Origin of the sequence: Actinoallomurus soli (assembly GCF_024055715.1) — a bacterium.
Lineage (GTDB): Bacteria > Actinomycetota > Actinomycetes > Streptosporangiales > Streptosporangiaceae > Actinoallomurus > Actinoallomurus soli.
Window position 1 is genome coordinate 406529 of record NZ_JAMXMV010000003.1, and the last position, 26962, is coordinate 433490.

The following is a 26962-nucleotide window of genomic DNA, read 5'->3' on the forward strand; positions in this document are numbered from 1 at the left end:
CGGAGCGGGTCCAAGGTCAGCAACCGATCGCATGCGACGCCGAAGGGCCCTGCCGGTTCTGGCCATCGGCCGCGGTGGTCCAGAGCTGCCGGGTGCGGCCTGTGCGAGGCGGAGTGCGCCGAGGTGCCTGACCTCTCGTTGCTGGCGCTTTGTGTCGGCCCCCTTCGCTACGGTGCAGGCGGGCCTGCAATCCCGCCTGACGGCCCGCGTACGCAGGAGGCTGAGGTGCGCGAAGATGGCCGCGGACGTGCGTTGCCTTGCGGGGGCGCGACTACCCCAGTGGGCCGACGCAGCCATGCACGCTGAGTGATTTCTGTGAGGAGGCTTGTGAGCACGCTCGGTAGTTTCATCTGGTCGATTGCCGACCAGCTTCGGGGTCCCTACCGCCCCAACCAGTACGGCAACGTAATCCTCCCGTTTACGATCCTTCGGCGCCTCGACTGCATCTTGGAGCCGGACCGCGAGACCGTCCGGGACCTGGCTGCGGCATACGAGAACCCGAACCGGCTCCGGATCCAGGTCAAGAAGGCCACCGGCCGGCCGTTCTACAACACGTCGAAGTACAGCTTCGCCAACCTTCTGAAGGACGCGGACGGGCTCGAGGACAACCTCGTCGACTACGTCGACCGGTTCTCCCCCGATGTCGATGTGTTCGAGTACTTCGATTTCAAGAAGGAGATCATCGCCCTGGAGAAGGCCGGTCTCCTGCGCGAGATCGTGAAGTCCTTCGGCGCCGTCGACCTGCACCCCGATGTCGTGTCCAACGCCGACATGGGGGACGCGTTCGAGTACATCATTCGCAAGTTCAACGAGGCCGCGAACGAGACCTCCGGTGACCACTACACGCCGCGCGACGCGATCCGGCTGCTGGTCGACCTGCTCTTCGCCGAGAAGGACGCCGACCTGACCGAGGCAGGCATCGTCCGCACGCTCTACGATCCCACCGCTGGCACCGGCGGCATGCTCGCCCTAGCAGAGGAGCACCTACTCGCACAGAACCCGGACGCCCGGCTGAGCCTGTACGGCCAGGAGTACAACCCCCAGTCGTACGCGATCTGTAAGTCCGACCTGCTCGCCAAGGGCCACGACGCGTCCAACATCGCCTTCGGCAACACGCTCACCGACGACGCCTTCAAGGGCCGCCAGTTCGACTTCTGCATGTCCAACCCGCCGTACGGCGTCGACTGGAAGCAGTACGCCAAGGCCGTCACCAAAGAGCGCGACGAGGCCGGCCCGTACGGCCGCTTCGCGCCGGGCCTGCCAGCGACCTCAGACGGGCAGATGCTCTTCCTGCTGCACCTGGCGCACAAGATGCGCGCCCCCGAAGACGGCGGCGGCCGGGCCGGGATCGTCATGAACGGCTCGCCGCTCTTCAACGGGGCCGCGGAGTCCGGACCGTCCAACATCCGCAGGTGGCTGTTGGAGAGCGATCTGGTCGAGGCGATCGTCGCGCTGCCGACCAACATGTTCTTCAACACCGGCATTGCCACCTACATCTGGATCCTCGACAACAACAAGCACCCCGACCGCAAGGGCTTGGTCCAGCTCATCGACGGCACCTCGTTCTGGACCAAGATGCGCAAGAACCTCGGCTCCAAGGGCCGCGAGATCAGCGACACCGACCGCGCCCAGATCCTCCGCCTGTACGCCGACTTCACCGACGCCGACCCCGACTTCTCCAAGGTGCTACGCAACGACGAATTCGGCTACTGGACCATCACTGTCGAGCGCCCGCTGCTGGATGAGTGTGGCAAGCCTGTCGTCGACCGCAAGGCGAAGCCGAAGCCCGACTCAAAGAAGCGCGATACCGAGAACGTGCCCTTCACCTACGGCGGCTCGACCGCCGGACCTGCGGGCAAGGCCGAGGTCATCCAGTCATACTTCGACACCGAGGTGAAGCCGCACGTACCCGACGCCTGGATCGACTGGGCCAAGGTCAAGACCGGCTATGAGATACCCTTCACCCGGCATTTCTACAAGTACGTCCCGCCCCGGCCGCTCGCCGAGATCGACGCCGACCTGGATAAACAGGTCGCCAAGATCCTCGACCTCCTGCGAGAGGTCGAGGGATGACGCTTACCTGGCCCGGAGCGCCGGAACTTCCACAGTTGCCGTTCGGCCGTTTGTTCCGGCGGCTCGAACGTCCTATCCCCGAGGGGGCGGCGATCGTCACCGCCTACACGGACGGTCAAGTTACTTTGCGCTCGAATCGCAAGAAGGAGCGTTACCACGAGGCCGCAGATCTTTCGTCCTTTCAGGGCGTCGAGGTCGGAGACTTTGTTGTGCATGGCCTCGACATCTTGCGAGGATCGGTTGGAATTTCAGACTCGGCTGGCGCAATGAGTCCAGTCGTCTCGGTGTGCGAGCCGGTTGGCGCCGTCGACTTGCGGTATGTCGCTCACGTGATCAGGATCCAAGCAGCGACGGGTTATACGAAGGCGATGGCCCGAGGTATCCGAGAAGGTGGCGCTGACTTCCGTCGCTGGGGCACGCTCGCCGAGCTTCCGATCCCCGTTCCGCCATTGGAGTACCAGCGGCGGGTATGTGATTACCTCGACCGCGAGACCGCCCGCATCGACACCCTCATCGAGGAGCAGCAGCGCCTGATCGAGATGCTCCACGAGCGGCGACACTCACTTGTTGAGGTCGCCTTCTGTGATCGGATGCCCAATGCACGTCTCCAGAACGCGTGCATCGACGTCGTTGATTGCCCGCACACAACTCCAGAAGCGTCTGACGACGGCGAGTACGAAGCCGTTCGAACCGCCTCAGTTCGGCATGGGAAGTTCCGACCGGGAAATGGGATTCCTGTCACGGCTGACACATGGAGCGCCCGTAACGCTGGGGGGGCACCAGCTATCGGCGATGTTCTATTCACGCGCGAAGCGCCCGCCGGCGAGGCTTGCATGGTGCCAAACAATCGGATCTGCCTAGGCCAGCGGATGGTGTTGCTCCGGATTGACTCTTCCGCGTGTATTGGGAGGTTCTTGCTCTGGCAGATCTACTCCGACCGCGTTCAAGACTACTTTGTTCTCTCGGCGAACGGATCGACCGTGGCTAACGTTCGACTGCCGGTGTTGCGTACGACGCCGATCTGGTTGCCTAATCTCGACGAACAGCGACGCATTGCCGATGAATTGGACGAACAGACAGCAAAGATCGACCAACTCATCACCGAGTCGGAGCGGTTCATCGAGCTCGCCCGCGAGCGGCGGTCTGCGCTGATCACGGCGGCAGTTACGGGTCAGATCGACGTCTCCAAGGTGGCGTGATGGCCGATCACAACGAAGTTGTCTTCGAGGCCGAGATCTGCGAGCACCTTGCGGCCCACGGGTGGCTGTACTCGGCCAACGACACCGGCTATGACCGTGAGCGGGCGCTGTTCCCCGAGGATCTGTTCGCGTGGCTGGAGGCGACCCAGAAGCCAGCGTACGAGAAGGCGTTGAAGGCGGCGGGGTCGCAGGCGAAGTTCCTCGATGTGCTGACGACGGCGCTCGACAAGCCGCTGGAGCATGGCGGCGGGATGCTGAACATCCTGCGGACCGGGGTGCAGTACATCGGCGGTGGCCGGTTGAAGATGGCGCAGTTCCGGCCCGAGACGACGCTGAACGCGACAACGAACGCCGAATATGCGGCGATGCGCGTCCGAGTGATGCGACAGGTTCGCTTCTCGACCGCCGACCAGCGCAGCATCGACCTGGTGTTCTTCGTCAACGGGCTCCCGGTCGCGACGGTGGAACTGAAGACCGACTTCACCCAGTCGCTGGACGAGGCGGTCCAGCAGTACCGGAAAGAGCGCAATCCGCTGACCAACGGTCGGCGTGAGCCGCTGCTGTCGTTCGGGCATCGGGCGCTGGTCCACTTCGCGGTCTCCAACGACCTGGCCGCGATGACCACCCGGCTGGAGGGCGAGAAGACGCAATTCCTGCCGTTCAACACCGGCTTCGACGACGGTGCCGGGAACCCGCCCGGCGCGGACGGGAGGTCGGCGACGGCGTACCTGTGGGAGCGGGTCTGGGAGAAGAACGCCTGGCTGAACATCATCGGCCGGCTGGTGATCGTGGAGACCAAGGAGGAGTGGGATGTCGCGACCGGCACGTCGGTGCGTCGTACGAGCATGCTGTTCCCCCGGTTCCACCAGTGGGAGGCGGTCACGAACATCGTGGCTGCTGTGGCAGAAGAGGGGGTCGGCCAGCGCTACCTAATCGAGCACTCCGCGGGATCGGGGAAAACGAACACGATCGCCTGGACGGCGCACCGTCTCGCCAGGCTGCACATCGACGATGAGAAGGTCTTCGACTCGGTCATCGTGGTCGTGGACCGCAGGGTGCTCGATGGGCAGCTTCAGGACGCGATCCGGCAGATGGACGGTTCCGGGAAGATCTTTGCGACTATCACCCCCGAGGACGTGCGTAAGGCTGGCGTAAAGTCGAAGTCCGGCTTGCTGGCACAGGTGCTGAAGAGTGGCGAGTTGATCATCGCGGTGACGATTCAGACCTTCCCGTATGCGCTCGATGAGATCCGGGGCGACTCCGGCCTGAAGGGCAAGCGGTTCGCCGTCATCGCCGATGAGGCGCACTCCTCGCAGTCGGGGCAGATTTCCTCCAAGCTGAAGCAGGTTCTGACCGCCGAGGAGATCAAGGAGATCGAGGACGGCGGCTCGATCGACGTCGAGGCGGTCTTGGCCTCGGAGATGGCCGAGCGGGCCGAGTCGGAGAACATCTCCTACTTCGCCTTCACCGCAACCCCGAAGAACAAGACCAAAGAACTGTTCGGCCGCAAGGGGCCGGATGGCAAACCGCATGAGTTCCACCTGTACTCGATGAAGCAGGCGATCGAGGAGGGCTACATCCTCGACGTACTCAAGGGCTACCAGTCCTACGACACTGCGTTGAAGATCGCCGGTAAGGCCGAGAGCGGCGACGGTGGCGAGGTTGAGGAGTCGGCTGCGCGCAAGGGGCTGATGCGGTGGGTGCAGCTGCATCCGACCAATATCAGCCGGAAGGTGCAGATCATCGTCGAGCACTTCCACGCCAACGTCGCCCATCTTCTGGAGGGCAAGGCGAAGGCGATGGTCGTCACCGACTCGCGCAAGGCTGCGGTGAAGTACAAGAAGGCGATCGACGCCTACATCGCCAAGCGAGCCACCGAGGACGCGTCGTACAACTACCGGACCCTGGTCGCGTTCTCCGGTTCGGTGTCGATGGCCGAGAGCGAGAAGTGGAGCCAGGACTGGGGGCCGACGCCGTCCAAGGACGACGAGTTCACCGAGGCCAGCATGAACCCCGGAGCGGGCGCCGACCTGGCCGCGGCGTTCAAGGGCGAAACGTACAAGATCATGCTGGTCGCCAACAAGTTCCAGACTGGCTTCGACCAGCCCCTGCTCTCGGCGATGTACATCGACAGGAAGCTCTCCGGGGTGACCGCCGTGCAGACGCTCTCCCGGCTCAACCGAACCCACCGCACCGCCAGCGGGGAGCAGAAGGCCAAGACCTTCGTCATCGACTTCGTCAACAAGCCCGAGGACATCAGAGCCGCCTTCGAGCCGTACTTCACCAACGCCACCCTGGAGACCGAGACCGACCCGTACGTCGTCGTACACCTGGCGAACAAGCTCGCCCAGGCGGGGATCTACACCGAGGAGCAGGTTCGCCAGGTCGCCGAACTGTGGGTCACCCGCAAGGGCAACAACGCACTCTCGGCGGCGATCAGCCCGGCCCAGCACGACTTCCGGCGTCGCTACGCGGCAGCGATCGAGGCCGAGGACAAGGTCACGCTCAATGCCCTCGACCTCTTCCGCAAGGACGTCTCCACCTACGTGCGGCTCTACGACTTCATGAGCCAGATCGTCAACTACGGCGACACGTACATGGAGATGCTCTCGACCTTCCTCCGACTCCTGGAGAAGGTCATCGCCGAGTCCTCCTGGAGCGCCGACGTCGACCTTTCCGACGTGGTCCTGGTCGGGGTGAAGCACACCAAGAAGATCGCCGTCGACATTTCACTGACTGGAGACGGCGAGCTGAAGGGGATCAGCGCAGCAGGCACCGGCACCAAGAAGGAGCCGAAGTACGTCGCGCTCCAGGTCGTTATCGACAAGATGAACGACCTCTTTGGCGCCCAGTCGTTCGCCGAGTCCCAGATCCGGGAGTTCGTGCAGGGGCTCGTGCAGCGGCTGCTCGCCAACCCGGACCTGGTGCAGCAGACCCAGGTGAACTCGAAGAAGCAGTTCATGGAATCGCAGGACTTCCAGTCCGCCGTCACCGAGGCCATCGCCGACAACCAGGCGGCGCACAACACCATGGCCGACTACTTCTTCACCGACGGGCCTGCGATCAACGAAATCATCATGGCGCTCGCCGATGCGTTCTACGAGGCCGCGATCGACAAGGGTGTCGTTTGAAGGGCGAGGCAATCGATCACCCGCAACCCTTGATGGTGCCGCCCGTTTGTTCACCCTCCGAGATAGGTACCCGATGGCCTCGATCAGCAGCTCGCGCAGCGGCGTCTCGTCGAACGCCGAGCCCAGGACGTCGAAGACCTTGCCGCCGTACGCCTTGCGCTGTTCCTCGATCTTCTGCAGCAGCCGGGTGAAGACCTCGCCTTCGCGGGTGTTGGCGGCGACGAGGTTCCACAGGCGGCAGACCTCGGTCTGGCCGATGCGGTGGATTCGGCCGAAGCGCTGCTCGATGCGGTTCGGATTCCACGGGAGGTCGTAGTTGACCATCAGGTGGGCGGCCTGGAGGTTAAGGCCCTCACCGGCCGCATCAGTGGCCAGGAGAACCTGGCAGGCGGGGTTCTTGGTGAACTCCTCGGTGATGGCACGCCGGTCGGAACGCCGTACGCCGCCGTGGATGGCCTGGACCGTGTCCGGCCTGCCGAACAGCGCGCGGATCTTGCGGGCGAGGTACGCGAGGGTGTCGCGGTGCTCGGTGAAGATGATGAGCTTGCGCGGCTTGTCGGCGCCCGGGTTGATGAGGTCGTCCTGCAGGATCCGGCGCAGCTCGACCCACTTGCGGTCGGTGTCGAGGTCGCGGACGCGGCGGGCGACGTGGATGAGCCGGTCGAGGTCGGCGAGCTCGGCGTTGAGCTCCTCGATCGTACGGGCGGTGGTGGCCGCGTCCAGCAGCTCCTCCTCGACGCGTTCGACCTCGTCGGCGCTGTGCTCGTCGTCGTCCCAGTCGGCCGGGTCGATGGGGGCGGGGTCGTCGGTGATTCGGCGGCCGTGGAGGAGGTCGTCGCGGTGGCGGGTGAGGCGTTCGGCGCGGCGTACGAGGGACTGGTGGATCGCCTCGGGGCTGGAGGCGAGGCGCCGCTGGAGCACCGTGAGCGCGAAGCCCACCGTGTTGCGGCGCTTGTCGTCCAGGCGCGCGGCGCGGTTCATGCCCTCGCGGACGTACTCGGTGACGCGCTCGTACAGGTCCTGCTCATCCTCGGTGAGCTGGTACGGGACGGTCTGGGCGATGCGCTCGGGGAACAGCGGCCGGCCGTCGAACGTGAGCAGGTCCTCCTTGACCATGCGGCGCATCAGCCCGCTGGTGTCCGCCCGGTGCACGCCGGCCGTGAACCGGCCCTCGAAGCCGTCGCGTTCGAGGAGGGTGAGGAAGAGCTGGAAGTCCTCCTCTTTGCCCGCGTGCGGGGTGGCCGTCATCAGCAGCAGGTGACGGGTGCGGTCGCGCAGCCTCTCGCCGAGCTGGAACCGCCGGGTCTTGGTCAGCCTCCCGCCGAACCAGTGCGCGCCCATCCGGTGCGCCTCGTCCACGACGACCAGGTCGAACTCGGCGTCGTCGAGCTGAGCGGTCAGGGTCTCGTTGCGGGCGAGCTGGTCCATCCGCGCGATGAGCAGCGGGTACTGCTCGAACACGGTCGAGCCGAACGCGGCGTCGACCATCGCGGTGTTCAGGATGTCGAAGCGCAGGCCGAACTTGAGGAACAGCTCGTCCTGCCACTGGTCGACCAGCCCGCCGGGCGCCACGATCAGGCAGCGCTTCACGTCGTCGCGGAGCAGGAGCTCCTTGATGTACAGCCCGGCCATGATGGTCTTGCCGGCGCCCGGGTCGTCGGCCAGCAGGAACCGCAGCGGCGTACGGTCGAGCATCTCGCCGTACACCGCCCGGATCTGGTGCGGCAGCGGCTGCACGTCGCTGGTGGCCACCGCGAGCAATCGGGTCGAACAGCCCGGCCAGCGAGATTCGCTGCGCCTCGGCGACCAGCCGGAACTCCTCGGCGTCGGCGTCGTACGGCCGGCTGCCCGCGTCGGAGCGGCTCAGCCCGGCCTCGTCGGCGCGGGAGAGCATCCGCTGGCTCAGTCCCCCGCCCAGGGTCTGGTAGGTCAGCTCCACGTCGTCCGAGCCGTGCCACTGCGCCGCGATCACCGAGACCGTCTCGCCGGGCACGACCCCCGTCACCCGGACACCGGGCGTGAGCTCCTCGAGCCTCACCCGCCACCTCCCGATCCACAGCCCGCCCGCAGGACCCCACCGGCGGACGCGACTTCGCCGCTGAGCACGACGTCCGCACCGGCCGCGGCCTCGAAGGTCGCATTCCCCGTCACTGGTTTCTCCTTTACCATCACTCACGCTGACCCGTCGACTCTCTCCGTGGCGAGGCATGAACAGAACAGAGCGCGAACAGCTCCGGCACCTCGTAGCGGACTTCCGGCGATGGAGTGAGCGAGCCGCGGGCGTACAGGCTTGGCGCCAGGCCGTCTCCGACGCCGCTCGCAACGTCGAACAGGTCCTCCACGCGCGCAGCGTCGTCATCGGCCGCGCGGGCGAGTCGGCCTGGCGGGTGGTCTCCCTCGGCGGGGACGATTCCGGGGCCGTCCGGCGCCTGCGGGAGCGCGCGTACCTGCCGGTGACGACGACGTCCGACCAGAACCTGCTGCGGCTGCTCACCGACTCCGTTCCCCGCGCCCTCGCCGACGTGACCCCCGTGCTCGGCGTACGGCGCCTGTTCACCGGTGCGGCGAAGAGGCAGACGGCCGACGAGGCGGCCGAGTACCTGCGCAGCCGGCATGCGATGGTCGCCGCGAAGGACGGACCGCAGCGGCTGGAACGGATGAGTTCCTTCACCGCTCCCGTCGACCGGGGGGAAGCCGGGTTCGCGGCGCTGCTCGATCCGGCCCTCGCCTTCGACCTCCTCCCGGGGCGGGGCGCCGCGGAGCCCGAGATCCTCGACCGGTCCGCCGTCGACGGCCTGGCCGAGGCCCTCGACGTCATCGACCGCGCCGTTGCGGGCGAGGCCTCGTACCGCAAGGCCGCGCACGACGCGGGACAGCAGGTCCGAGACGCCGACGTACGGCGCGTCCTGCAGGAGATGCCGGTCGAGGCGTTGAAGGAGGCCACCGGCGAACGCCTCCGGCTGGGCGCGCTCACCCAGGCGGGCATCCGTACGGTGCAGGAGGTGCTGGACTGGCGCGGGCCCCTCCACGCCCTCCCGGGCATCGGAGAGGCCTCGGCGCGGCACATGCTCGGAGCCGCGCGGACGCTCCGGCAGACGGCGTACGACGAGATGCCCGTACGGATCGACGTCGGCAACCGCCGTCCGGAGACCACCGAGCTGTTGCGCCGCCTCGCCGAGTGGGACGCGTGCCGGCAGACCCGTGGCGCAGCGGCCGACCTCGAGCGCGCGGCCGAGCTCGCGCCGTTGCGGGCGGCGATCGGCCGCAGGACGAGTCATCTCCTGGTGATTCCGACGAGGACGCTCCCGGTCGCGGGCCTGCGCGAGAGCATCGACATCGTCAAACGGCGCGCCGCCCTGCTCGGCGCCTCCCCCGACTCCCGCCGCCAGGGAAGCGCCGCCGCGGACCCATGGGAGGACTTTCTCGCCCGGCCCGCCGACTACTTCGCCATGCTCTCCGAGCTCGGCTTCCTCACCGAGAACGAGGACGCGGCGCACGGCGACCTCCCCGAGGAGATCATCAAGGCCGTACGCGACCAGGCGCTCAGCGGCGAGTACCTGACCGCGTCCCTGCGCGGGTACCAGAGCTTCGCGGCGCGGTTCGCGCTCGTGCAGCGCAAGGTGATTATCGGGGACGAGATGGGCCTCGGTAAGTCCGTGGAGGCCCTCGCCGTCCTCGCCCACCTGCGCAGCCGGGGTGAGACGCACTTCCTCGTCATCTGCCCGGCCGCGGTCGTGACCAACTGGATCCGCGAGATCGGCGAGAAGTCCAAGCTCCGGCCGCACCGGGTCCACGGGCCGGACCGCGAGCACGCGGCCCGGGCCTGGGTACGCGACGGCGGGGTCGCCGTCACGACGTACGAGACCCTGGCGTGGTGGGAGTCGGCCACACCGAACACCAGTGACCTGGCCTGCGTCGTGGTCGACGAGGCGCACTACATCAAGAACCCGGAGGCGCAGCGGACGATCCGCACCAACAGGTTCATCGCGCGCTGCGACCGCGTGCTCCTCCTCACCGGAACGCCGATGGAGAACCGGGTCGACGAGTTCCGCAACCTGGCGTCGTACATCCGCCCCGACCTCGTCGTCGACGCCACGGACCTGTCGCCGATCAGGTTCCGGCGACAGATCGCACCCGCGTACCTGCGCCGCAACCAGGAAGACGTGCTCACCGAGCTCCCGGAGCTCATCGAGGTCGCCGAATGGCTGCCCATGACCACACCCGACGCCGCCGCCTACCGCGCCGCCGTCGAGGACTCCAACTTCATGCAGATGCGCCAGGCGGCCATGCTCCAAGGGCCCCGGTCCGCGAAGGTGCAGCGGCTCACCGAGATCGTGCGTGAGGCGGAGGCGAACGGCCGGCGGGTCATCGTGTTCTCCTACTTCCGGGAGGTCCTGGACCTGGTCGTCCGGTCGCTGCGAGGACCGGTGTTCGGGCCCCTGACGGGATCGGTGGCGGCGCACCAACGGCAGCGGATGGTGGACGACTTCGCGTCGGCCGGGGGCGGAGCCGTGCTGGTCGCGCAGATCGTGGCCGGCGGCGTCGGGCTCAATATCCAGTCCGCGTCCGTCGTCGTCATCTGCGAGCCGCAGCTCAAGCCCACCACCGAGGCCCAGGCCATCGCCCGCGCCCACCGGATGGGACAGGTGCACTCCGTGCAGGTCCACCGGCTGCTGTCCGAGGACAGCGTCGACCAGCGGATCGTCGAGCTGCTGGCCGGGAAGCAGCGGCTGTTCGACGACTTCGCCCGGGTCAGTGCCATGGCCGACTCCACCCCCGAGGCCGTCGACCTGTCCGAGGCCGACCTCGTCCGCCAGGTCATCGCCGCCGAACGCCGACGCCTCGCCGAACGCACCCCCGCCGGAAGCTGAACCGCTATCGCAGCGGCGACGTCTGCCGGTCTTACGCGGGAGGTCGTTGTCCGAGCCGGGTCGCCATGTGATGCTCGAAGCCGAGCGGGAAGCAACGCGGAGGCGCGATGAAGCGACCGTGGGAGGCCGACCCGGCAGCCGGGTTCAGACGGCGGCTCGGCAAGTCGGCCCTCGAACTGGGGAACACGAATGCCACCCCGGCGTGCCCTGACATCTGGGAACTCGACAACGGCGACATCGCGGTGATCGGCCGCGACATGACCGAGGCGTACAAGGCACGCCTGCCCGAGGACGTCAGCATCGTCGCCGACGAGCGGCTGGTCGTCATCCCACGGACCATGCTCATCGCCGCCAAGCCGCACATCCCCGATGCTTGAACGAATCCCGGAGCTCCCCGGCATCGAGCTCGAACTGGACGACTACTTCGCCGACTTCGGCTCGCGCCTCTGGCAGGTCGACGCCACCTGGAAGCTCGAAAGACGCCAGAGCTTCCGGGAGCCCGACGTGCCGAGTTGGGTGGCGTGGGCCGAAGGAGACCGCGAGCGTTCCCTGGCCCTCGCCGAGGAGATGCGCGCCGGCATCGCCGAACTCCAGCGGCGTCTCGACGCCCAGGGCATCGTCCAGCGCCGGGTCCGGATCGTCGATCTCCCCGTGACCGATTACTTGGCCTGGGAGCTGAACGTCCTGCGGATCCGCGCTGAACTCGGCGAGCGCATCCGGGTGCTCTCGTCCTCCGCCCTGGCGGTCCTGGAGGCTTCCGGCCGCCCGGTGCCCGAGGTGATCATGCTCGGCGAGCACATCGCCTACCAGGTGCACTACGACGCCGGCGGTGTCGTCACCGGCGCCAAGCTGGTGACCGCGCCCCGGGTCACGGCCGCCTGCCTTCCCGAGGTGGCGGGTCTGTGGGAGCAGGGCGAGGACCTCGGTGCTTTCCTGGCGCGGACGAACGTCCTCAGCAGCGCGCGTTCCTAGGAGCAGGTGAAGGGCCCATGACAGGGCGGCCACGACGAACGACGTCGACGGGGCTGCTGTTGGGGCGCCTGGCCGCCATCGCGCTCGCGGCGGTCTCCATCATCCTGGTCGCCATCTCGCCGCTGGCGCTCGACCTGTTCGGCGGGAACCAGGGCTCATGGGCGCGACGGGGGAATATCGGGCAGACCTACGGTGCGCCGCCGCTCTGCTGTCCGTCCTTGCCCTGGTCGGAGTCGGTGTGTCACTCGTCCTGCAGGCGCGCGAGTCGAAGGCGAATCGCGAGCAGGCGTCGCGGCTGATCCATACCGACCTGCTCAAGATGGCGATGGACGACCCCGCCTATCTGGAGTGCTGGGGCCCGTACTACTCGACCAATGATCCCGTTGAGACCCGTCAGGCGTTGTACGTCAACATGATCCTTTCGTACTGGGAGAGCAGGTACGAACTGGGGCAGCTCACCGAGACTCACCTGCGTGAGGCTGCGGCCCATATGTTCCGGGCTCCACCAGGTCGCCGTTTCTGGGCCGACGCGCGGTCCATCCGCGTCGGCACGGTCGAGAGCCGCGGGGCACGGCGTTTCCATCGGATCCTGGATGAGGAGTACCTCAGGGCCGTCACGCCCGGGCCTTCGGCCGAAGGTGCACGACCAGGGGCTTAGCGGAGAACGGGGAAGCTTACTGACCGACTGCAGAAAGCAGCGGATCATCGGCCTGTACGGCGATATAGGTTTCCGCCGTCGCTCCTTCCAGGACAGACGGGTCGTCGATGACGACCTGCGGACGACGATCCGCAGCCAGATCCGACCAGGATGCCTCACCCGCGCGTTGGTATGCGCGGCGAACAGCCAGTCGGAGTCGTCCGCGCCGTTCGTCCATCAGCTCTCGATGCTGCGCGCGGCCCTGGTAGCGGAACTCGGCCAACTGGTCGTCGTCTTCCGGAGCCCATGTGTCCGTGGTGCGCGGGATTCCCGATTGATATTCGGCCTCTTCAATCGCGTGATCGCTTACCGGCGGTCCGAAGCGAGAAGCGATTTCTCCGGCGACCTCCATATGCTCCTCATGGACACGCGCACAGGCGGCGAACAGCCGACGGGACATGCCCAGCAGCACGTCGGTTCCCAGGACGCGCCCTACCAAGAAGGCGCTCGCATTCGTGGCGCTCCAGAGATCTCTTCCGCTCGTCGCCGGTCCCGTCCTGAGCTCGTTGCGGAACTCGATCGTTTCGAGGTCGGACTCCAGGAGGGTCAGGGAGCCTGTACGCATGCGCGGCCTGTTCCGGCGGGCGGGGCTGAGTGGCACCAACCGCAGATCGGACTGGGGACCGTAACGAAGGTTCAGGTAAATGAGCAGCTGCGCCTCAGCGACGGCCAGGAGCGCGTCATCGTCCTCGTCAAGGTGGTCCTCCGCGTCCGGCCCTCCATCAGCAGAAGACACAACGGGCCCGGTGCCGGAAGGCCCGGTGCCGGAAGGCCCGGTGCCGGTGCCGGAAGGCCCGGTGCCGTCGGGCCCGGTGTCGTCGATCGCCAGGTCGTCGATCGTCATGAACACCTGATCGTGCAGGGACGTGCCGCAGAGCAGGAGGCGGTGCGGCTCACCGCCCATGAGGCTGCTGCCCGCGCGCAGCTGCTCCACCCCTTCCCGGAGCTGGGGTAGACCGATCTTCCGCGCCGCTTTGGCTTCGATCAGCCACCAACACCGCGCGTCGGAAGGATGCCTTCCCCAAAGGTCCGGCCTGCGCTCGTACGGGTTGGCGAACCCGGGGATGCCGTTCGGGCCTCCTGTCTCGGCATGCGTGGTGGGACCAAGCCCCATCAGTCCGCAACACGCCCACTGTGCCATGGTCATCCCGAGCCGATATGCGAAGGCACCCCGAGCGCTCCTCTCGGTGCCATGCTCATGGGCGATGCTGGCCACCAATCGGCGACCGGCGTTATGCGGGTAAGGCATGAACTTGGCGGCCTGGAGAGACAAGTACGCCCGCAGAGGCGAGATACGGGCCAGCAACTCCTGACCTGCCAGCTGCGGCACCGCCCTCAGCCACGGAGTGACGTCACGCCCCACATCGGCGGCGTGTTTCAGGATCTCTCGCCACGTCGTGGTGACCAGGTACCAGCCGTTCGGCGGTACAGCACCCAGCTCAGGCCATGGTTCGCGAGCCCAATGCCAGTGTGGCGTCGGTCGCCTCGCGGGCGCGGAACGTACGAGGACCGGAACGTCGATGCTGTCGTGGGCGTCCAGAACGGCGTCGACGGCGTTGGGCGGCGGCTGCATGGTGCCACCTTTCCAGACGTCAGCGGCTCTTGGGCGGGGGCTGGGGAAGACTGATCAGGAAGTCGAGGCGAGGTGTGACGCAAGCCGAAGACTCATTCAGAGAGCTAACCCCAACGTCATTCCGTCACATCGACCGTTGGCGCGGCTGCGGGGAACGACCTCCTTGCCAAACGCGCAACAAACCGAGTGAACGTGGCGTCGACCGCGCCGCCAACGACGCCGCCGACGCCCGGCACGAGCTTCGCCAGCGTGATGGCCGGTCGCTCCGTTCCATACTTCGCGACCAGCATGAATCCGGCACGCTTATTGATCTCACGGACGGTGGCGACCGGCAGCTTCTTGATCGCAACCTCGGCGCTCTTCTGCGCAACGGTCACGCCGAAGTCGGCGAGCGCAGCGTTAGGCCTACCACCCGCAATCGTGATCAGGATGCCGTTTCGGACGAACTCATCCTGCAAGTCCCAGCCACGAAGGTGCGCGATTGCGCCGACCATCCGAGCGTTCAAGATCGCCTGGCGAGTGACGTTCGCGGACAGGGGTCGGGGCAACGCGGCGAGGTGCCCTAATCCAGTCGCAAACCCAGCCGTCGTCGACGACACCATGGTCTCCATGATGATCCGATTGATCGCTTCCTCCGGGTCGCCGAACCGATTCAGTCTGTCTTCGGCGTAGTCGCGCGAGCCCGTAAGCGGACCAGCACCCTCATCGACGACCTTCAGCAACTGCTCCGCCATGGTGGTCCCGAGTTCGTCGAGCGGGGGCAGTTGCTTGGCCATCGCCGTTGCCTCGTCAGTGTTCGCGTTCAACTCGTCAGCGTTCATGTTCAAAGGGTGACATATCTTTCGAACTCCCACCAAGTCTTGCAATGACCGGTGGAGCGAGACGCTCGATGGGCACTGTCCCTGCATCCCACTTGGATTGTGCTCTGACCAAAACCCGGAATAGCGCATGACAGTAATGTCGTTTCCGTGAGATTCCTTGACACTTCGGTGACGGTCGAGATGTGATGGCCCGTTATCCAGTTTCAGGGTCAGAAGGGGACGACGTCACCGTGGCGCTCGATAGTCCGAGGCTGAGCTTCGTGCTCGACCAGGTCGCGACCGGAAAAATCCAGCTTCCCGACTTCCAGCGGAACTGGAAGTGGGACGACGAGAGGATCAAGGCGCTCATCGCCACGGTGACCCTCGATTATCCGCTCGGGGTCGTGATGACGCTCGAAACCGGCGGGGAGCCGCAGTTCAAGGCGCGTACGCTCACCGGGGCGGACAGCGCCGCCGACGAGGTGCCCGACCTCCTGCTGCTGGACGGCCAGCAGCGGCTCACATCGCTGTTCCAGGCGCTGCGATCCGGCCGGCCGGTGGAGACCGAGGACGCCCGTGGCAAGAAGCTTCGCCGCTGGTACTACATCGACATCGCCAAGGCCGTCGACCCGAACGCCGACCGCGACGACGCGATAATCTCGGTCCCCGAGGACCGGGTGCTACGCGAGGACTTCGCGCGCAAGGTGAAGCTCGATCTCAGCACGAAGGAACTGGAGTGCGCGGCCGGTTACTTCCCCCTGCACCTGGTGTTCGACAACACCCGCGTCGGCGACTGGCAGCGGGGCTTCGTCAAGGCCGACGATCGGAACTGGGACGTCTGGTCACAGTTCGGAGACCGCGTGCTCCACAACATCCTGTCCTTCCAGATCCCGATGATCCGGCTGGCCCACAACACGACGAAGGACGCCGTGTGCTCGGTGTTCGAGCGAGTCAACACCGGCGGCGTGCCGCTCAACGTCTTCGAGCTGCTGACCGCGACGTACGCGGGTGACCGGACGTACAGGCGGGAATTCAGGGACGACTACCGGCTTCCCGACGTCTGGGGGGACATCAAGAAGCGCCTGTGCACGGAGTTTCCGGTCTTCGGCCGGTTCGAGAACGGCGTCGAGGACGGCCTGAGCAACAGCGACTTCCTTCAGGCGGTCAGCCTCGTCCACTCCTGGGAGCTCAAGCAGCAAGGCAGAGCCGCGACGGTCGCCTGCAAGCGGCGTGACCTGCTGAGACTGCCGCTGGCCGACTTCCGCCGGCTCGAGCCGCGAGTCGCGGACGCTTTCACCTGGGTGGGCGACTTCCTCGCCCGCCAGTGCATCGTGCGGAGCATCGACCTGCCCTACCGTACGCAGTTGGTTCCGCTGGCCGCCGTCCGCGTGATCCTCGAGGAGAGGACCGACGAGCCGGAGGTGCTCGAGAGGATCACGCAGTGGTACTGGTGCGGCGTGCTGGGCGAGATGTACGGCAGCGCGACGGAGAGCCGATTCTCCCGCGACGTCGAGCAGCTCGTCGCCTGGCGCGGCACCGAGGACGGCGTCCCGGACACGATCACCGAGGCCGCGTTCATCGCCGACCGGATCAACAGCCTGACTTCGCGCCTCAGCGCGGCGTACAAGGGGATCTACGCCCTCATCATCAAGCAGGGCGCGGTCGACTGGGCGCATACCGAGGAGCCGCTGACGGCGACTCAGATCGCCGAGCAGAACATCGACGTCCGGTACATCTTCCCCAAGAGCTGGTTCGCCCGTCACAACCCCGACGATGGACGCCAGTCCTCGATCGTCAACAAGACCGTCCTGTCCTCCCAGGCGAACAAGAGCATGACGGGATCCCCTTCGTCCTACCTCAAGACGCTCGCCCGGGCGTCCGGGATGCGCGCGGAGTGGTTCGACGATGTGGTGGCCACGCACCTCATCGACCCGGTGACTCTGCACGAGGAGAAGTTCGACCGTTTCTACGAGGACCGTTCGGAGCGTCTGCTGGCACTGGTGGAAGCCGCGATGGGCAAGCGCGTCGTACGGCGCGGCGGGGCTTGGTGAGGTCTGCCGTGTTCCGCGATCCCTCTTCCGAGGATCTTCTCGCGCTCAAGGGCCGGACGATTCTGCTCCGGGACCTGCTCGACCTGTTCGGGGTCCGGGTCCGCAACTTCGACACCGTGCCCCGGATCCAGCAGGCGCTCGCCGAGGCGGGCCTGTCCACCGTTCCCTCGTTCGCGACGTGCCCGGCCACGACCGAGGTGCACATCGTCGCCGCGGAGGCCATACCATCCGCCGAGGACGGCGACGGCGATGGCGAAGGGGAACAGGACACACCGTCCAGCGCCGTGCCTCAGCAGTCCTTCAAGATCGGTGACCTGCCGTCGGCCCGGGGCGACCTGACCTCGGTCCCTCCGAATGCCACGTTGGCGCAGGCCACCCACATGATGTGGATCCACAACTTCTCACAGCTGCCGGTCATCGATGGGCTCGCCCATCTCCACGGTGTCATCACCTGGAGCTCGATCGCCACGCGGTACGCGACCGGGAAGCAGCCGACCCTGGCCGAGGCGATGGTCACCGACTCGTTGCCCATCGCCGAAGTCCACCAAGAGCTCTTCGCCCACCTTCCCGCCGTCAGCGAGTACGGATACCTCTTGGTGCGGGAGAACAACGGCAAGTTCACCGGCATCGTGACCGCCTCGGACATCACCGCGCGTTTCGAGGCGACGGCGAAGCCGTTCTTTCTCGTCGGCGAGATCGAGCAGCGGCTGCGCAAGTGCCTTGGCAGGGCCCTCTCAGCGGACGTCATCTGTGATGTCCAGCCCAACAACAAGAAGACGGGCAACATCGCGGACCTGATGTTCAGCGGATATCAGCGGCTGCTGAAGAAGGACGAGAACTGGAAGGCTCTCGGCTGGACGGGCGTCGACCGCGCGGAGTTCCTGAATGACCTTGATCGCGTACGCCTGATCCGGAACGAGATCGCTCACTTCGACCCGGCCCCCCTCACGGAGCAGAAACTGACCCGCCTGCACCAGTTCGCCGGTCTCCTCAAGCAGCTGACCTGACCGCGCACGGTGCCGACTCACCCGACCGAGATACGCCGAGGAGAGGACGTCACGTTGATCCTCACAGACGACGACCCGATGTGGTCGAAGGAAAGTGGAGGACACCAGGGTCCAGAATGGGGCCCGGATGACCGGGACCTGGCAGCGACCCAGGACCAACTGCCGACGAGCACCTACCTGATCCACAAGGTGCTGGTCGACCATCCAGGGCAGATGCTGTCAGTGCCCGAGCTGATAGAGCTGACGGGGAACCGTTTCAAGAACGCACACGCCGTCGCGAGCGCTCTGCAAGGTTATTCGGCGTGGTGCAAGCAGCACGACCGTATATTTCCTTTCTCCTGGTGGGCCGGCCGGAATGGTCGAGCTACTCACTACGCGATGAAGCCGAGAGTGGCGGCCCTGTTCCGTGAGGCACGCCAAGACCGCTGACCAAAGGTCCGGCGGAGGATCTCCCGGTCGTCCGGATCGCACATGACGAGGAGGATTTCATTGGCCGAACAAGGCCCGAAAAAGGTCACCTCCATGGAGCTCCTCCGCATCCGGGAGAAACAGTGGGCCGGGCGGCTGCGCGGATATTCGCTGGTCGCCGAGTTGGAGGTCAAGGAGGACCACTGGCGGCAGGTCGCGCGGGTGCTCGGCGGCCTCTACGCCAAGCACGCCGGAACCGAGCAGGTCGGCCGGATGTTCGTCACCCGGCCGGCCTGCGTCGCGGTGGCGATCACCGGCATCGCGGCGCGGGACTACGAGCGGGGTGAGCTCTGGCCCCGCCTGTGGAAGGGGCTGGGCTACCAGGGCCACCTCGACGACCGGGCGGTCTGGGGGCATGGGTTCCTCACCGCGCTGGAGGAGCTGGGCCTGCCGACGTTCCCCGAGCTGCCCATGCCGTACCTCGGGCCCATGCTCATGCACACCGGCATCCCCACGTACTGCCTGGAGGACTACTTCCGGCTGATCGCGCACCGCCGCACCGTCGAACCCGGGCTGGACGCCGGGCACTTCCTCGACTGGGCGACCGGGCGGCCGCATCGCCTGAACGAACTCGACATGCCCGCCCAGCGGTTCCTGAAGTACGGGTCGGACTACGCGTTCGACTTCGTCGACCGTACCTTCGACCTGCTCGACCGGCTGCGCGCGCCGGCGCCGGATCTCGACGGGGTGGGCCTTCCGACCCGCGTCATGGAGCACGCGCAGCGGCTCGCGGCCGAAGGACGGCTCGACCTGCGGGCGATGCGGTCGGACTCCTCGGCACGGACCCGCTCCGAACGGCCCCGGATCGCGCTCGACCCGTTCGGCCGCGGGGTCGAGGTGGTGCTGCCCGCCGTCGGCGACACCCCGGACGGGGTCGCCCGGTGGCGGGTGACCGCCGACGGCGTGAGCACGACGGTTCGCAGCCAGGCGCAGTGGGAGGGGTCGGCCGAGGCCGTGCCGGCCACCACGTTCCCGCTGCTCCGGCCGGTGCGCACCGTGGTGGTCGCGATGGACGGCTGGGACCATGAGACGGAGCTGAACGTCGTCGATCCCGGTGCGCCGATGCTGGTCTTCACCGAGGATGGCAGAAGGGTGGCGGCGAACCTGCCGCTGCCGCCCGACAACGTGTGGGTCGCCTACCCGGCCGAGGAGGAGCTGACCGCCGACGGTGAGGTCCGGGTCACCGTCGAGGGGCAGCTCCCGCTCGGCTGGAACGGCTGGCGGTTGCAGCAGGTGTCCCTCGAACGGGCGCAGTCCCTGGGACTGTCCGGGTTCCCGGCGAGCCGGCGGCCGGTACGCGGCTTCACCCGGCCGCGGATCTCCACCGGTGCTCCCGTGCCCGGGGTGACCACGCCGTACGGCACTCCCGTGCACGCGCGGGTTCCGGAGATCTGGCTGCCCGCCGAGGCCGGCGCGAAGACCGCGTGGACGATCGACATCCGGCCGAGCGGGGGCGGTCCCGGCGTCTCCGAGACTCGGGAGATCACCGAGTCATGCACGGTCGCCGGACTGTGGGACGCGCTGCCGCGGCCGTTGCTCGGCTCGTTCGACATCGCGGTCCGGGGGCCGCTGGGCCGGGGCGCCGCTCGTACGGTCTTCATCGCCGAGGGCGTCGGCGTCTCGTTCACGCCCGCCGTCCGGCTGTTCGACGTCGCCGGCCTGACGAACGCGCGGGCCGAGATCTCCGCGCCCGTCGGCGCCGCCGCGCATCCGCGCACCGTCTCCTTCGGTCCCGCCAAGCGGGCCGCGGTCATCGAGTTCCGGGCCGGTCAGGAGTCCGAGCCGCTGGTCATCAGGCCGCCGCACCTGCAGGTGATGCACGAGCGGCCGGACGAGTCGCTGATCTGGCGGGCGGGTCCGCTGCGGATCCCCGCCGAGGTGTTCGCCGAAGACCCCGGAGCCCTGCTGGTGCAGGTTCCCGGCGCGACGACCGTCCCACCGCTTCTGGTCTGCGTGGGAGACCAGATGGTCCAGGACGTACCGCCCAGCGGGCGTCCCCAGAACGGCACCGCGCGCTACGACCTGACCCGGATCATCGACACGGTCACCGAGCATCAACGCGCGGCACTGGTGCTCGACCTCGGCCGGCAGGTCCGCGTCGCGTACGTACGGCCGCGCCGGCTCGCCGACCGCGTCGAGCGGGACGACGACGGGCTGCGGCTGATCGACTGTGCTCCCATCGAAGGGCTGACCGCGGGCGTGTACGTCAAAACCGCGCCCTGGCGGGAACCGCTGGTCGTCCCGGTCACCGAGGACGGGTTCATCCGGCTCCCGGACGAGCTCCGGCACGCCGGCACGCTGTTCGTCGTGCTTCAGGTGGACGATCCGTGGACACCCGCCGAATGGCCGGACTGGCCGGAGAAGTTCATGCCCTCCGTGGGCGACGGGTACCTGATCGGCGATGACGTCGAGGAGACGGCGCTGGCGCGTTTCATCGCGGGCGCGGGTGAGTTCCCCGAGCACGTCGGTGACCTGCGACGGGTCTGGACGATGGTACGGCTGGCGCCACGCCTCCGGATCCGTTCCGAACAGCCGCGTTTCCTGGCGGCCTGTGCCCGCCCGATCCGGCACCGCCCGCTGGAGGCGATCAGCGCGCTGGCCGATCTGGGGCTGGAGCCCGGCCGCACCACGGCGGCGGTGATCTCCTCCGGTCTGGCGGCGACGGCCGTGCCGGATCCCGCCCACGCCGGCGAGGCGCGCAGGCTGTGGCCGGTGGCACCCGTGCTCGCCGCGCTGGCCGGTGGGCTGCGGGACCCCGACTGCTTCGAGGCCGCGGAGCAACAGTGCGGCACCACCCTGACGGACATTAAAGAAGGCGGCGGCGACCCGCACGCCGCGATCGGCCGGTTCGGCCCGGAGGCCGAGCTCATGGTGCACATGGAGCCTCGGCGGATCGAGAGCATCTGGCGGGCCGCCCAGGTGGTCCCGCAGGCACTGCTCGACCCCGACACCCGCCTGGTCGCCGCCCGCCGGCTCTTCGACCGCCGCGAGAATCCCGACGTCAAAAGCGTCGGCAGGGGCGCGAAGAACGTCGTGCACACGGCCCTCGCGCTGTTGAAGGACCGACCCGAGCTGACCGCCCAGGTCGAGGCGCGGCGGAACCCCAAGGACAGAGGCGGCTGGTTCGCGCTCCCCGCCGCGTCGGCGGCGCTGGCCGTCCTCGCCCGCCTGGCCGCTCGCGGTGACACCGCATGCCGCGACGCCGAACAGCTGATGCGCGCCGACTGGGCCCGCCTGGCCGACGTGGCACCGGATCTGATCACCATCGACCTCATCCTGGCCGAGCTTCTCGTCGGCCTCGGACGTACGGAGACGCAGTGAGCAACACCCTGGATGCCCTGGCGACCAGTGAACTCATCGTCGAGAGTTACCGCCGCTACCTGCGGTCACTGCTCCCCGTCCGGGAACCCGGCATCGGCGACGCGCTCGCCGCGGAGATCACCCGCAGCCCCATCCTCGCCAAGGGCCCGCTGCTGGAGGCCACGCCGCCGTACGCTCCCGGCGCCACGCTGCGCGAGCTGATCGGCGAGGGCGTCCTCGACCGGTCCTTCGCAGCGCTGGCGAGCTCCGCGCTGCCGCTCGACCGGCCGCTGTACAAGCACCAGGAGAACGCCCTGCGCAAGGCCGCGCAGGGCCGCAACCTCGTCGTCGCGACCGGCACCGGGTCCGGCAAGACCGAGAGCTTCCTGCTGCCGATCCTCGACTCACTGGCCGCCGAGCACGCCCGCGGCGAGCTCGGCCCCGGCGTACGGGCGCTGCTGCTCTACCCGATGAACGCGCTGGCCAACGACCAGCTCAAGCGCCTGCGCCAACTGCTCGCCCACGTCCCGTACCTCACCTTCGGCCGGTACACCGGCGACACCCCGCACCGGGCCGGTGAAGGACAGTCCACCTTCGAGTCGCTGAACCCGGGCGAACCCCGGCTGCCGAACGAGCTGCTCAGCCGCGAGGAGATGCGGGACCGGCCGCCGCATCTGCTGCTGACCAACTACGCCATGCTGGAGTACCTGCTGCTCCGGCCGGCCGACCTGGAGCTGTTCGAAGGTCAGAGCTGGCGGTTCATCGCCCTGGACGAGGCGCACGTGTACGACGGTGCCAAGGCGGCCGAGGTGGCGATGCTGCTGCGCCGGCTGCGGGACCGGGTCGCCCCGGACGCCTCGCTCCAGTGCATCGCCACCAGCGCGACGGTAGGCGACGACGAGCCGGCCGTCATGGACTTCGCCACGAAGCTGTTCGACGTGCCGTTCGAGTGGGTCGAGGCGGACTCGACTCGCCAGGACCTGGTGAGCGCCACCCGCGTCGACATGCCGAGTGGCCCGTTCTGGGGACCGCTGCCCGCGTCTGCGTACCGCAAGCTCGCCGTCTCCGAGGACCCGGCGACGGAGCTCGTACGGTCCGCGAAGGAGCACGGCTTCGAGCAGGAGGACGCCGGTCTCGCGCTCGCGCACGAGCACACCATGGCGCGCCTGCGGCAACGGCTCGCCGGTGGGCCGAGCGACTTCGACGACCTCGCGCGCGTGCTGTTCCCGGGAGATGAGCAGGCGCGTGAGACGCTGGCGGCCCTGGTCGCCGTCGGCAGCAAGGTCCACGACGACGCCGGGTCTCCGGTCCTGTCCGCGCGGTACCACCTCTTCGCCCGTGCGACCGAGGGGGCCTTCACCTGCCTCACCGCGTCCGGCCCGCATGTGTCCCTGGGCCGGCACGAGATCTGCGAGTCGTGCCAGGGGGCGATGTTCGAGTTCGGCGCCTGCAAGCGATGCGGCGCCGTGCACCTCACCGGCACGGTGCTGGGCGGAGACCGCTTCGTGCCCCAGGTCAAGCGGGACGTACGCCGGTCCTGGCTGCTGCTCGGCGACGCTCCGATGGTCGTCGACCAGGACGATGAGGATCTGGAGGAGACGCACCGGCTCGACGGCCACGACCGGTTCCTGTGCGCCGCCTGCGGCGGTCTGCACACCACCGCGCGGAGCACCTGCGGGCGGGACGACTGCACCGGCACCCGGCTCTGGCCCGTCCGGCTGCTCACCATCCGGCAGGAGTCTCCGGACGGCTGCGCGGCCTGCGGCGCGCGTGGCAGCGGCATGGTGCGGCTGTTCGAGAGCGGCAACGACGCGGCGGTCGCAGTCCTCGCCACGGCGTTGTACCAGGCGCAGCCTCCCGCCGACGACGACGTCCTGGCCGATCAGCCGGGGGAGGGCCGCAAGCTCCTCACCTTCAGCGACAGCCGGCAGGCGGCGGCCTTCTTCGCGCCCTACCTGCAGTCCAGTTACTCCTCCATCCAGCACCGCCGGCTGATCCTGGAAGGGCTGCGGGCCGGGACGCGCGACGACGAGCCGTTGACCGTCGACGACCTGACCTTCCACGTCGCCAAGGCCGCGGACCGCGCGCACGTCTTCACCCGGAAGGACTCCCGTCAGGAGCGGGAGCGCAAGGCCGGGCTGTGGATCATGCAGGAGCTCGTCTCCCTCGACGACCGGCAGTCCCTCGAAGGCCTGGGCCTCCTACGGGTCGAGCTCGGGCGGGACCGGCGCTGGAAACTTCCGCCGGTGTTCGGGGCGATGGGCCTGGCCGAGGACGAGTCCTGGTCCCTCCTGTCGGAGCTGGTACGGAGCCTGCGCCAGCAGGGCGTCGTCGACATGCCCGAGGCAGTGGACCCGCGAGACGAGGCGTTCGATCCGCGCCGCGGGCCGATCTACGTGCGGGAGAACGGCTCCGAGCCCTCCCGCAAGGTGCTGAGCTGGCTGCCCACCCGCGGCGTCAACCGCCGCCTCGACTACGTACGGCGGGTCCTGCAGGCGCTGGGGTCGGACATGGATCCGGCCGACGTGCTGCGGGGCTGCTGGAAAGTGATCACCGGCTGGCACGACGGGTGGCTGACCACGGCCAACGTCGCCCGCCTCGGCACCGTACGCCAGATCGACCACACCTGGCTCCGGCTCGTGCCTGCCGCTCAGACGGTGTACCGCTGCGAACTCTGCCAGCGCATCGTCTCGGTGAGCGTACGAGGCGTCTGCCCGACCCTCGGCTGCCAGGGCAGGCTCGTGGAGTTCACGGTTCCCGCGCCCGAGGCCGACGACAGCCACTACCGGGTGCTCTACCGCGCGATGAATCCCGTCCCCATGAGCGCCCAAGAGCACACCGCCCAGTGGACGAGCACGGAGGCCGCCGACATCCAGCAGCGGTTCGTCCGGGGCCAGGTCAACGTGCTGTCCTGCTCGACCACGTTCGAGCTCGGCGTGGACGTCGGTGAGCTGCAGTCCGTGCTCCTGCGGAACATGCCGCCCACCACCGCGAACTACGTCCAGCGCGCCGGCCGCGCCGGGCGCCGTACGGACTCCGCCGCGCTCGTCGTCACCTACGCGCAGCGGCGCTCCCACGACCTGTCCTGCTACCAGAGGCCCGCGTCGATGATCGCGGGCAAGGTACGGGCGCCGTACGTCCCCCTCGGCAACGAACGGATCGACCGGCGCCACGCTCACTCCATCGCGCTGGCCGCCTTCTTCCGCCACGCCAAGGACACCAGCGGGGAGACCTGGACGACCGCCGGAGACTTCTTCATCGGTGACGACGCGCCCGTCACGCGCGTTCGATCGTTCCTGTCACCGGTGCCCGAAGGCGTCTCGCGATCGCTTCGGCGAGTCCTCCCGGACGAGGTACGACGAGAGATCGGGGTCGACTCCGGCGCGTGGGTGGACGAACTCTGCAAGCTGCTGGAGACGGTCAGGGCCCAGCTCGCCCAGGACGTCGAGGTCTTCGAAGAACGCCGGCGGCGAGCGTTCGAGGACCGGGCCGGCCACCTCGTGGAACGCTACGAGAAGACGATCAACACCCTCACCCGGCGCAACCTCATCGGCTTCCTGGCGAGCCGGAACATCCTGCCGAAGTACGGCTTCCCCGTCGACACCGTCGAGCTGCGCACCGCCTACTCCAACTCCCCGGTCGGCCGGAAGCTCGAACTCACCCGTGACCTGTCCTCGGCGATCTACGAGTACGCGCCCGGATCGCAGGTCGTCGCCGGCGGCCGGCTGTGGCGCTCCGGCGGCGTCTACCGTCTGCCCGACCGCGAGCTCGTCGGGCGGTCCTACTTCATCTGTGACCAGTGCCAGCACTACTGGGAGGGCGACGAGGACATCGACCCGACCTGCCCGTCCTGCTCGTCGGTGTCCCACCGCAAGCCGAACCAGTACTACGTCCCCGAGTTCGGTTTCGTCGCCGAGTCCGACCCCGCCAGGACGACCACGACGCCGCCCAAGCGAAGCTGGAACGGCGCCACCTACGTCCTGTCCCTCGCCGCCGAGGACGTGACCGAGGTCCTCTGGAAGACACCGAACGCCGGCACGGTGCGAGCCCGTGCGGGGTCCCGGGGTGAGCTGATCGCCATCTCCGAAGGACCCACCGGCGCCGGGTACCTGATCTGCGATTGGTGCGGGGCCGGGCGGCCCCTGGACGGGAAGAGGATCACTGCCCACCAGCACCTGCTGCGGGACAGTGAGTGCACCGGGCCGATGCGGCAACGATCACTGGCCCACCGTTACGAGACCGATCTCCTGGACCTCACCCTCGACCGCCTGGCCATGCCGGTGGACGCCGGTGTCACGGCATGGCAGTCGCTGCTGTACGCGCTGCTCGAGGGCGCTGCGGAACGCCTCCAGCTCAGCCGCGAGGACATCGACGGCACTCTGCACCGGCGTCCGGGAGGCGGAGTCGGCATCGTCATGTTCGACGCCGTCCCCGGCGGCGCAGGCGGCGTCCTGCGCATCGCCGGCGCCCTCGACCAGGTGGTGGAAGCGGCGTTGCAGCGCGTCTCATCCTGCGACTGCGGCGAGGAGACCTCCTGCTACGGCTGCCTGAGGAGCTTCAGCAATCAGCGCTTCCACGAGAACCTCGGCCGCGGTGAGGCCCTGCGGACTCTCCACAGCCTCCACTCGGAGCACGGTTTGATCCGGGAAATCATTGAGTGAATCCTGGAGGTCGGCGCGTGTTCTCGTATGGCGATCGTGTGGTCCAACGTCGAAGGGCACGCGTACGTCTCTCTTCGCCGGGAGCGCGCCGCCGTGAGCTGCTCGACGGTCGAGACGGCCGTTCGAGTGCCCGTGTGGAGGCTCTACGACAGTGAGGAA

14 protein-coding genes and 1 pseudogene are annotated in these 26962 nt (G+C 67.8%); 12 read left to right on the forward strand and 3 right to left on the reverse strand.

Annotated elements, in window-relative coordinates; genetic code table 11:
• The first annotated feature begins 327 nt into the window (after nt 1-327).
• Genes NDW01_RS11015 through NDW01_RS11025 form a run of 3 tightly spaced genes read left to right on the forward strand, consistent with a single transcriptional unit; the run spans nt 328 to nt 6403 of the window.
• Entirely contained in the window at nt 328-2073 is a 1746-nt protein-coding gene (locus NDW01_RS11015) for a type I restriction-modification system subunit M (protein WP_252819476.1), read from the forward strand.
• Nucleotides 2070-3272 carry a restriction endonuclease subunit S gene (locus tag NDW01_RS11020; protein ID WP_252819477.1) on the forward strand — a complete coding sequence of 401 codons (1203 nt, stop codon included), beginning with the start codon at nt 2070-2072 and terminating at the stop codon, nt 3270-3272. The genes NDW01_RS11015 and NDW01_RS11020 overlap by 4 nt, the downstream gene beginning before the upstream one ends.
• Complete coding sequence (locus NDW01_RS11025) at nt 3272-6403, forward strand: type I restriction endonuclease subunit R (protein WP_252819479.1); 3132 nt, start codon at nt 3272-3274, stop codon at nt 6401-6403. Before NDW01_RS11020 ends, NDW01_RS11025 begins: the two co-directional genes overlap by 1 nt.
• Nucleotides 6404-6715: 312 nt before the next feature.
• Here NDW01_RS11025 and NDW01_RS11030 read toward each other — a convergent pair.
• Nucleotides 6716-8098: pseudogene (locus NDW01_RS11030) on the reverse strand (helicase-related protein); the annotation flags it as partial.
• Between the two features lie 512 nt (nt 8099-8610).
• On the opposite strand from NDW01_RS11030, the gene NDW01_RS11035 reads away from it, so the two are divergent.
• From NDW01_RS11035 to NDW01_RS11050, 4 genes are all read left to right on the forward strand, one after another.
• Entirely contained in the window at nt 8611-11274 is a 2664-nt protein-coding gene (locus NDW01_RS11035; RefSeq protein WP_252819481.1) for a DEAD/DEAH box helicase, read from the forward strand.
• Between the two features lie 107 nt (nt 11275-11381).
• The gene (locus tag NDW01_RS11040; protein ID WP_252819483.1) at nt 11382-11651 is read left to right on the forward strand and encodes a hypothetical protein; all 270 of its coding nucleotides are present in this window, start codon (nt 11382-11384) and stop codon (nt 11649-11651) included.
• Nucleotides 11644-12246, forward strand: a complete 603-nt coding sequence (locus tag NDW01_RS11045; protein ID WP_252819485.1) for a DUF6879 family protein — start codon at nt 11644-11646, stop codon at nt 12244-12246. Before NDW01_RS11040 ends, NDW01_RS11045 begins: the two co-directional genes overlap by 8 nt.
• Before the next feature lie 157 nt (nt 12247-12403).
• Nucleotides 12404-12904, forward strand: a complete 501-nt coding sequence (locus NDW01_RS11050; protein ID WP_256511316.1) for a DUF6082 family protein — start codon at nt 12404-12406, stop codon at nt 12902-12904.
• Nucleotides 12905-12920: 16 nt separating this feature from the next.
• Here NDW01_RS11050 and NDW01_RS11055 read toward each other — a convergent pair whose 3' ends face one another.
• Nucleotides 12921-14516 (reverse strand): hypothetical protein, encoded by a 1596-nt coding sequence (locus NDW01_RS11055; protein ID WP_252819489.1) that lies wholly within the window; start codon nt 14514-14516, stop codon nt 12921-12923.
• 116 nt (nt 14517-14632) lie between these two features.
• Nucleotides 14633-15337, reverse strand: coding sequence for a hypothetical protein (locus NDW01_RS11060; RefSeq protein ID WP_252819491.1), 705 nt, complete (start codon nt 15335-15337; stop codon nt 14633-14635).
• Nucleotides 15338-15567: 230 nt separating this feature from the next.
• Between NDW01_RS11060 and NDW01_RS11065 the strand changes: the two genes are divergently transcribed.
• Genes NDW01_RS11065 through NDW01_RS11085 form a run of 5 tightly spaced genes read left to right on the forward strand, consistent with a single transcriptional unit; the run spans nt 15568 to nt 26803 of the window.
• Nucleotides 15568-17367 (forward strand): GmrSD restriction endonuclease domain-containing protein, encoded by a 1800-nt coding sequence (locus NDW01_RS11065; protein ID WP_252819493.1) that lies wholly within the window; start codon nt 15568-15570, stop codon nt 17365-17367.
• An 8-nt stretch (nt 17368-17375) separates the two neighbouring features.
• Nucleotides 17376-18374, forward strand: a complete 999-nt coding sequence (locus NDW01_RS11070) for a CBS domain-containing protein (RefSeq protein ID WP_252819495.1) — start codon at nt 17376-17378, stop codon at nt 18372-18374.
• 54 nt (nt 18375-18428) lie between these two features.
• Nucleotides 18429-18803: a DUF6416 domain-containing protein gene (locus NDW01_RS11075; protein ID WP_252819497.1), complete on the forward strand. Its 375-nt coding sequence runs from the start codon at nt 18429-18431 to the stop codon at nt 18801-18803.
• A gap of 60 nt (nt 18804-18863) precedes the next feature.
• The gene (locus tag NDW01_RS11080) at nt 18864-22163 is read left to right on the forward strand and encodes a hypothetical protein (RefSeq protein ID WP_252819499.1); all 3300 of its coding nucleotides are present in this window, start codon (nt 18864-18866) and stop codon (nt 22161-22163) included.
• Complete coding sequence (locus tag NDW01_RS11085; protein ID WP_252819501.1) at nt 22160-26803, forward strand: DEAD/DEAH box helicase; 4644 nt, start codon at nt 22160-22162, stop codon at nt 26801-26803. Before NDW01_RS11080 ends, NDW01_RS11085 begins: the two co-directional genes overlap by 4 nt.
• Nucleotides 26804-26962 lie beyond the last annotated feature (159 nt).

Excerpts from the sequence above, each read along its gene's own strand:
- NDW01_RS11045 (WP_252819485.1), top strand. The coding sequence starts at position 11,644 with ATGCTTGAACGAATCCCGGAGCTCCCCGGCATCGAGCTCGAACTGGAC.
- NDW01_RS11055 (WP_252819489.1), bottom strand. The coding sequence starts at position 14,516 with ATGCAGCCGCCGCCCAACGCCGTCGACGCCGTTCTGGACGCCCACGAC.
- NDW01_RS11050 (WP_256511316.1), top strand. The coding sequence starts at position 12,404 with ATGGGCGCGACGGGGGAATATCGGGCAGACCTACGGTGCGCCGCCGCT.
- NDW01_RS11060 (WP_252819491.1), bottom strand. The coding sequence starts at position 15,337 with ATGAACGCTGACGAGTTGAACGCGAACACTGACGAGGCAACGGCGATG.
- NDW01_RS11025 (WP_252819479.1), top strand. The coding sequence starts at position 3,272 with ATGGCCGATCACAACGAAGTTGTCTTCGAGGCCGAGATCTGCGAGCAC.
- NDW01_RS11035 (WP_252819481.1), top strand. The coding sequence starts at position 8,611 with ATGAACAGAACAGAGCGCGAACAGCTCCGGCACCTCGTAGCGGACTTC.
- NDW01_RS11020 (WP_252819477.1), top strand. The coding sequence starts at position 2,070 with ATGACGCTTACCTGGCCCGGAGCGCCGGAACTTCCACAGTTGCCGTTC.
- NDW01_RS11040 (WP_252819483.1), top strand. The coding sequence starts at position 11,382 with ATGAAGCGACCGTGGGAGGCCGACCCGGCAGCCGGGTTCAGACGGCGG.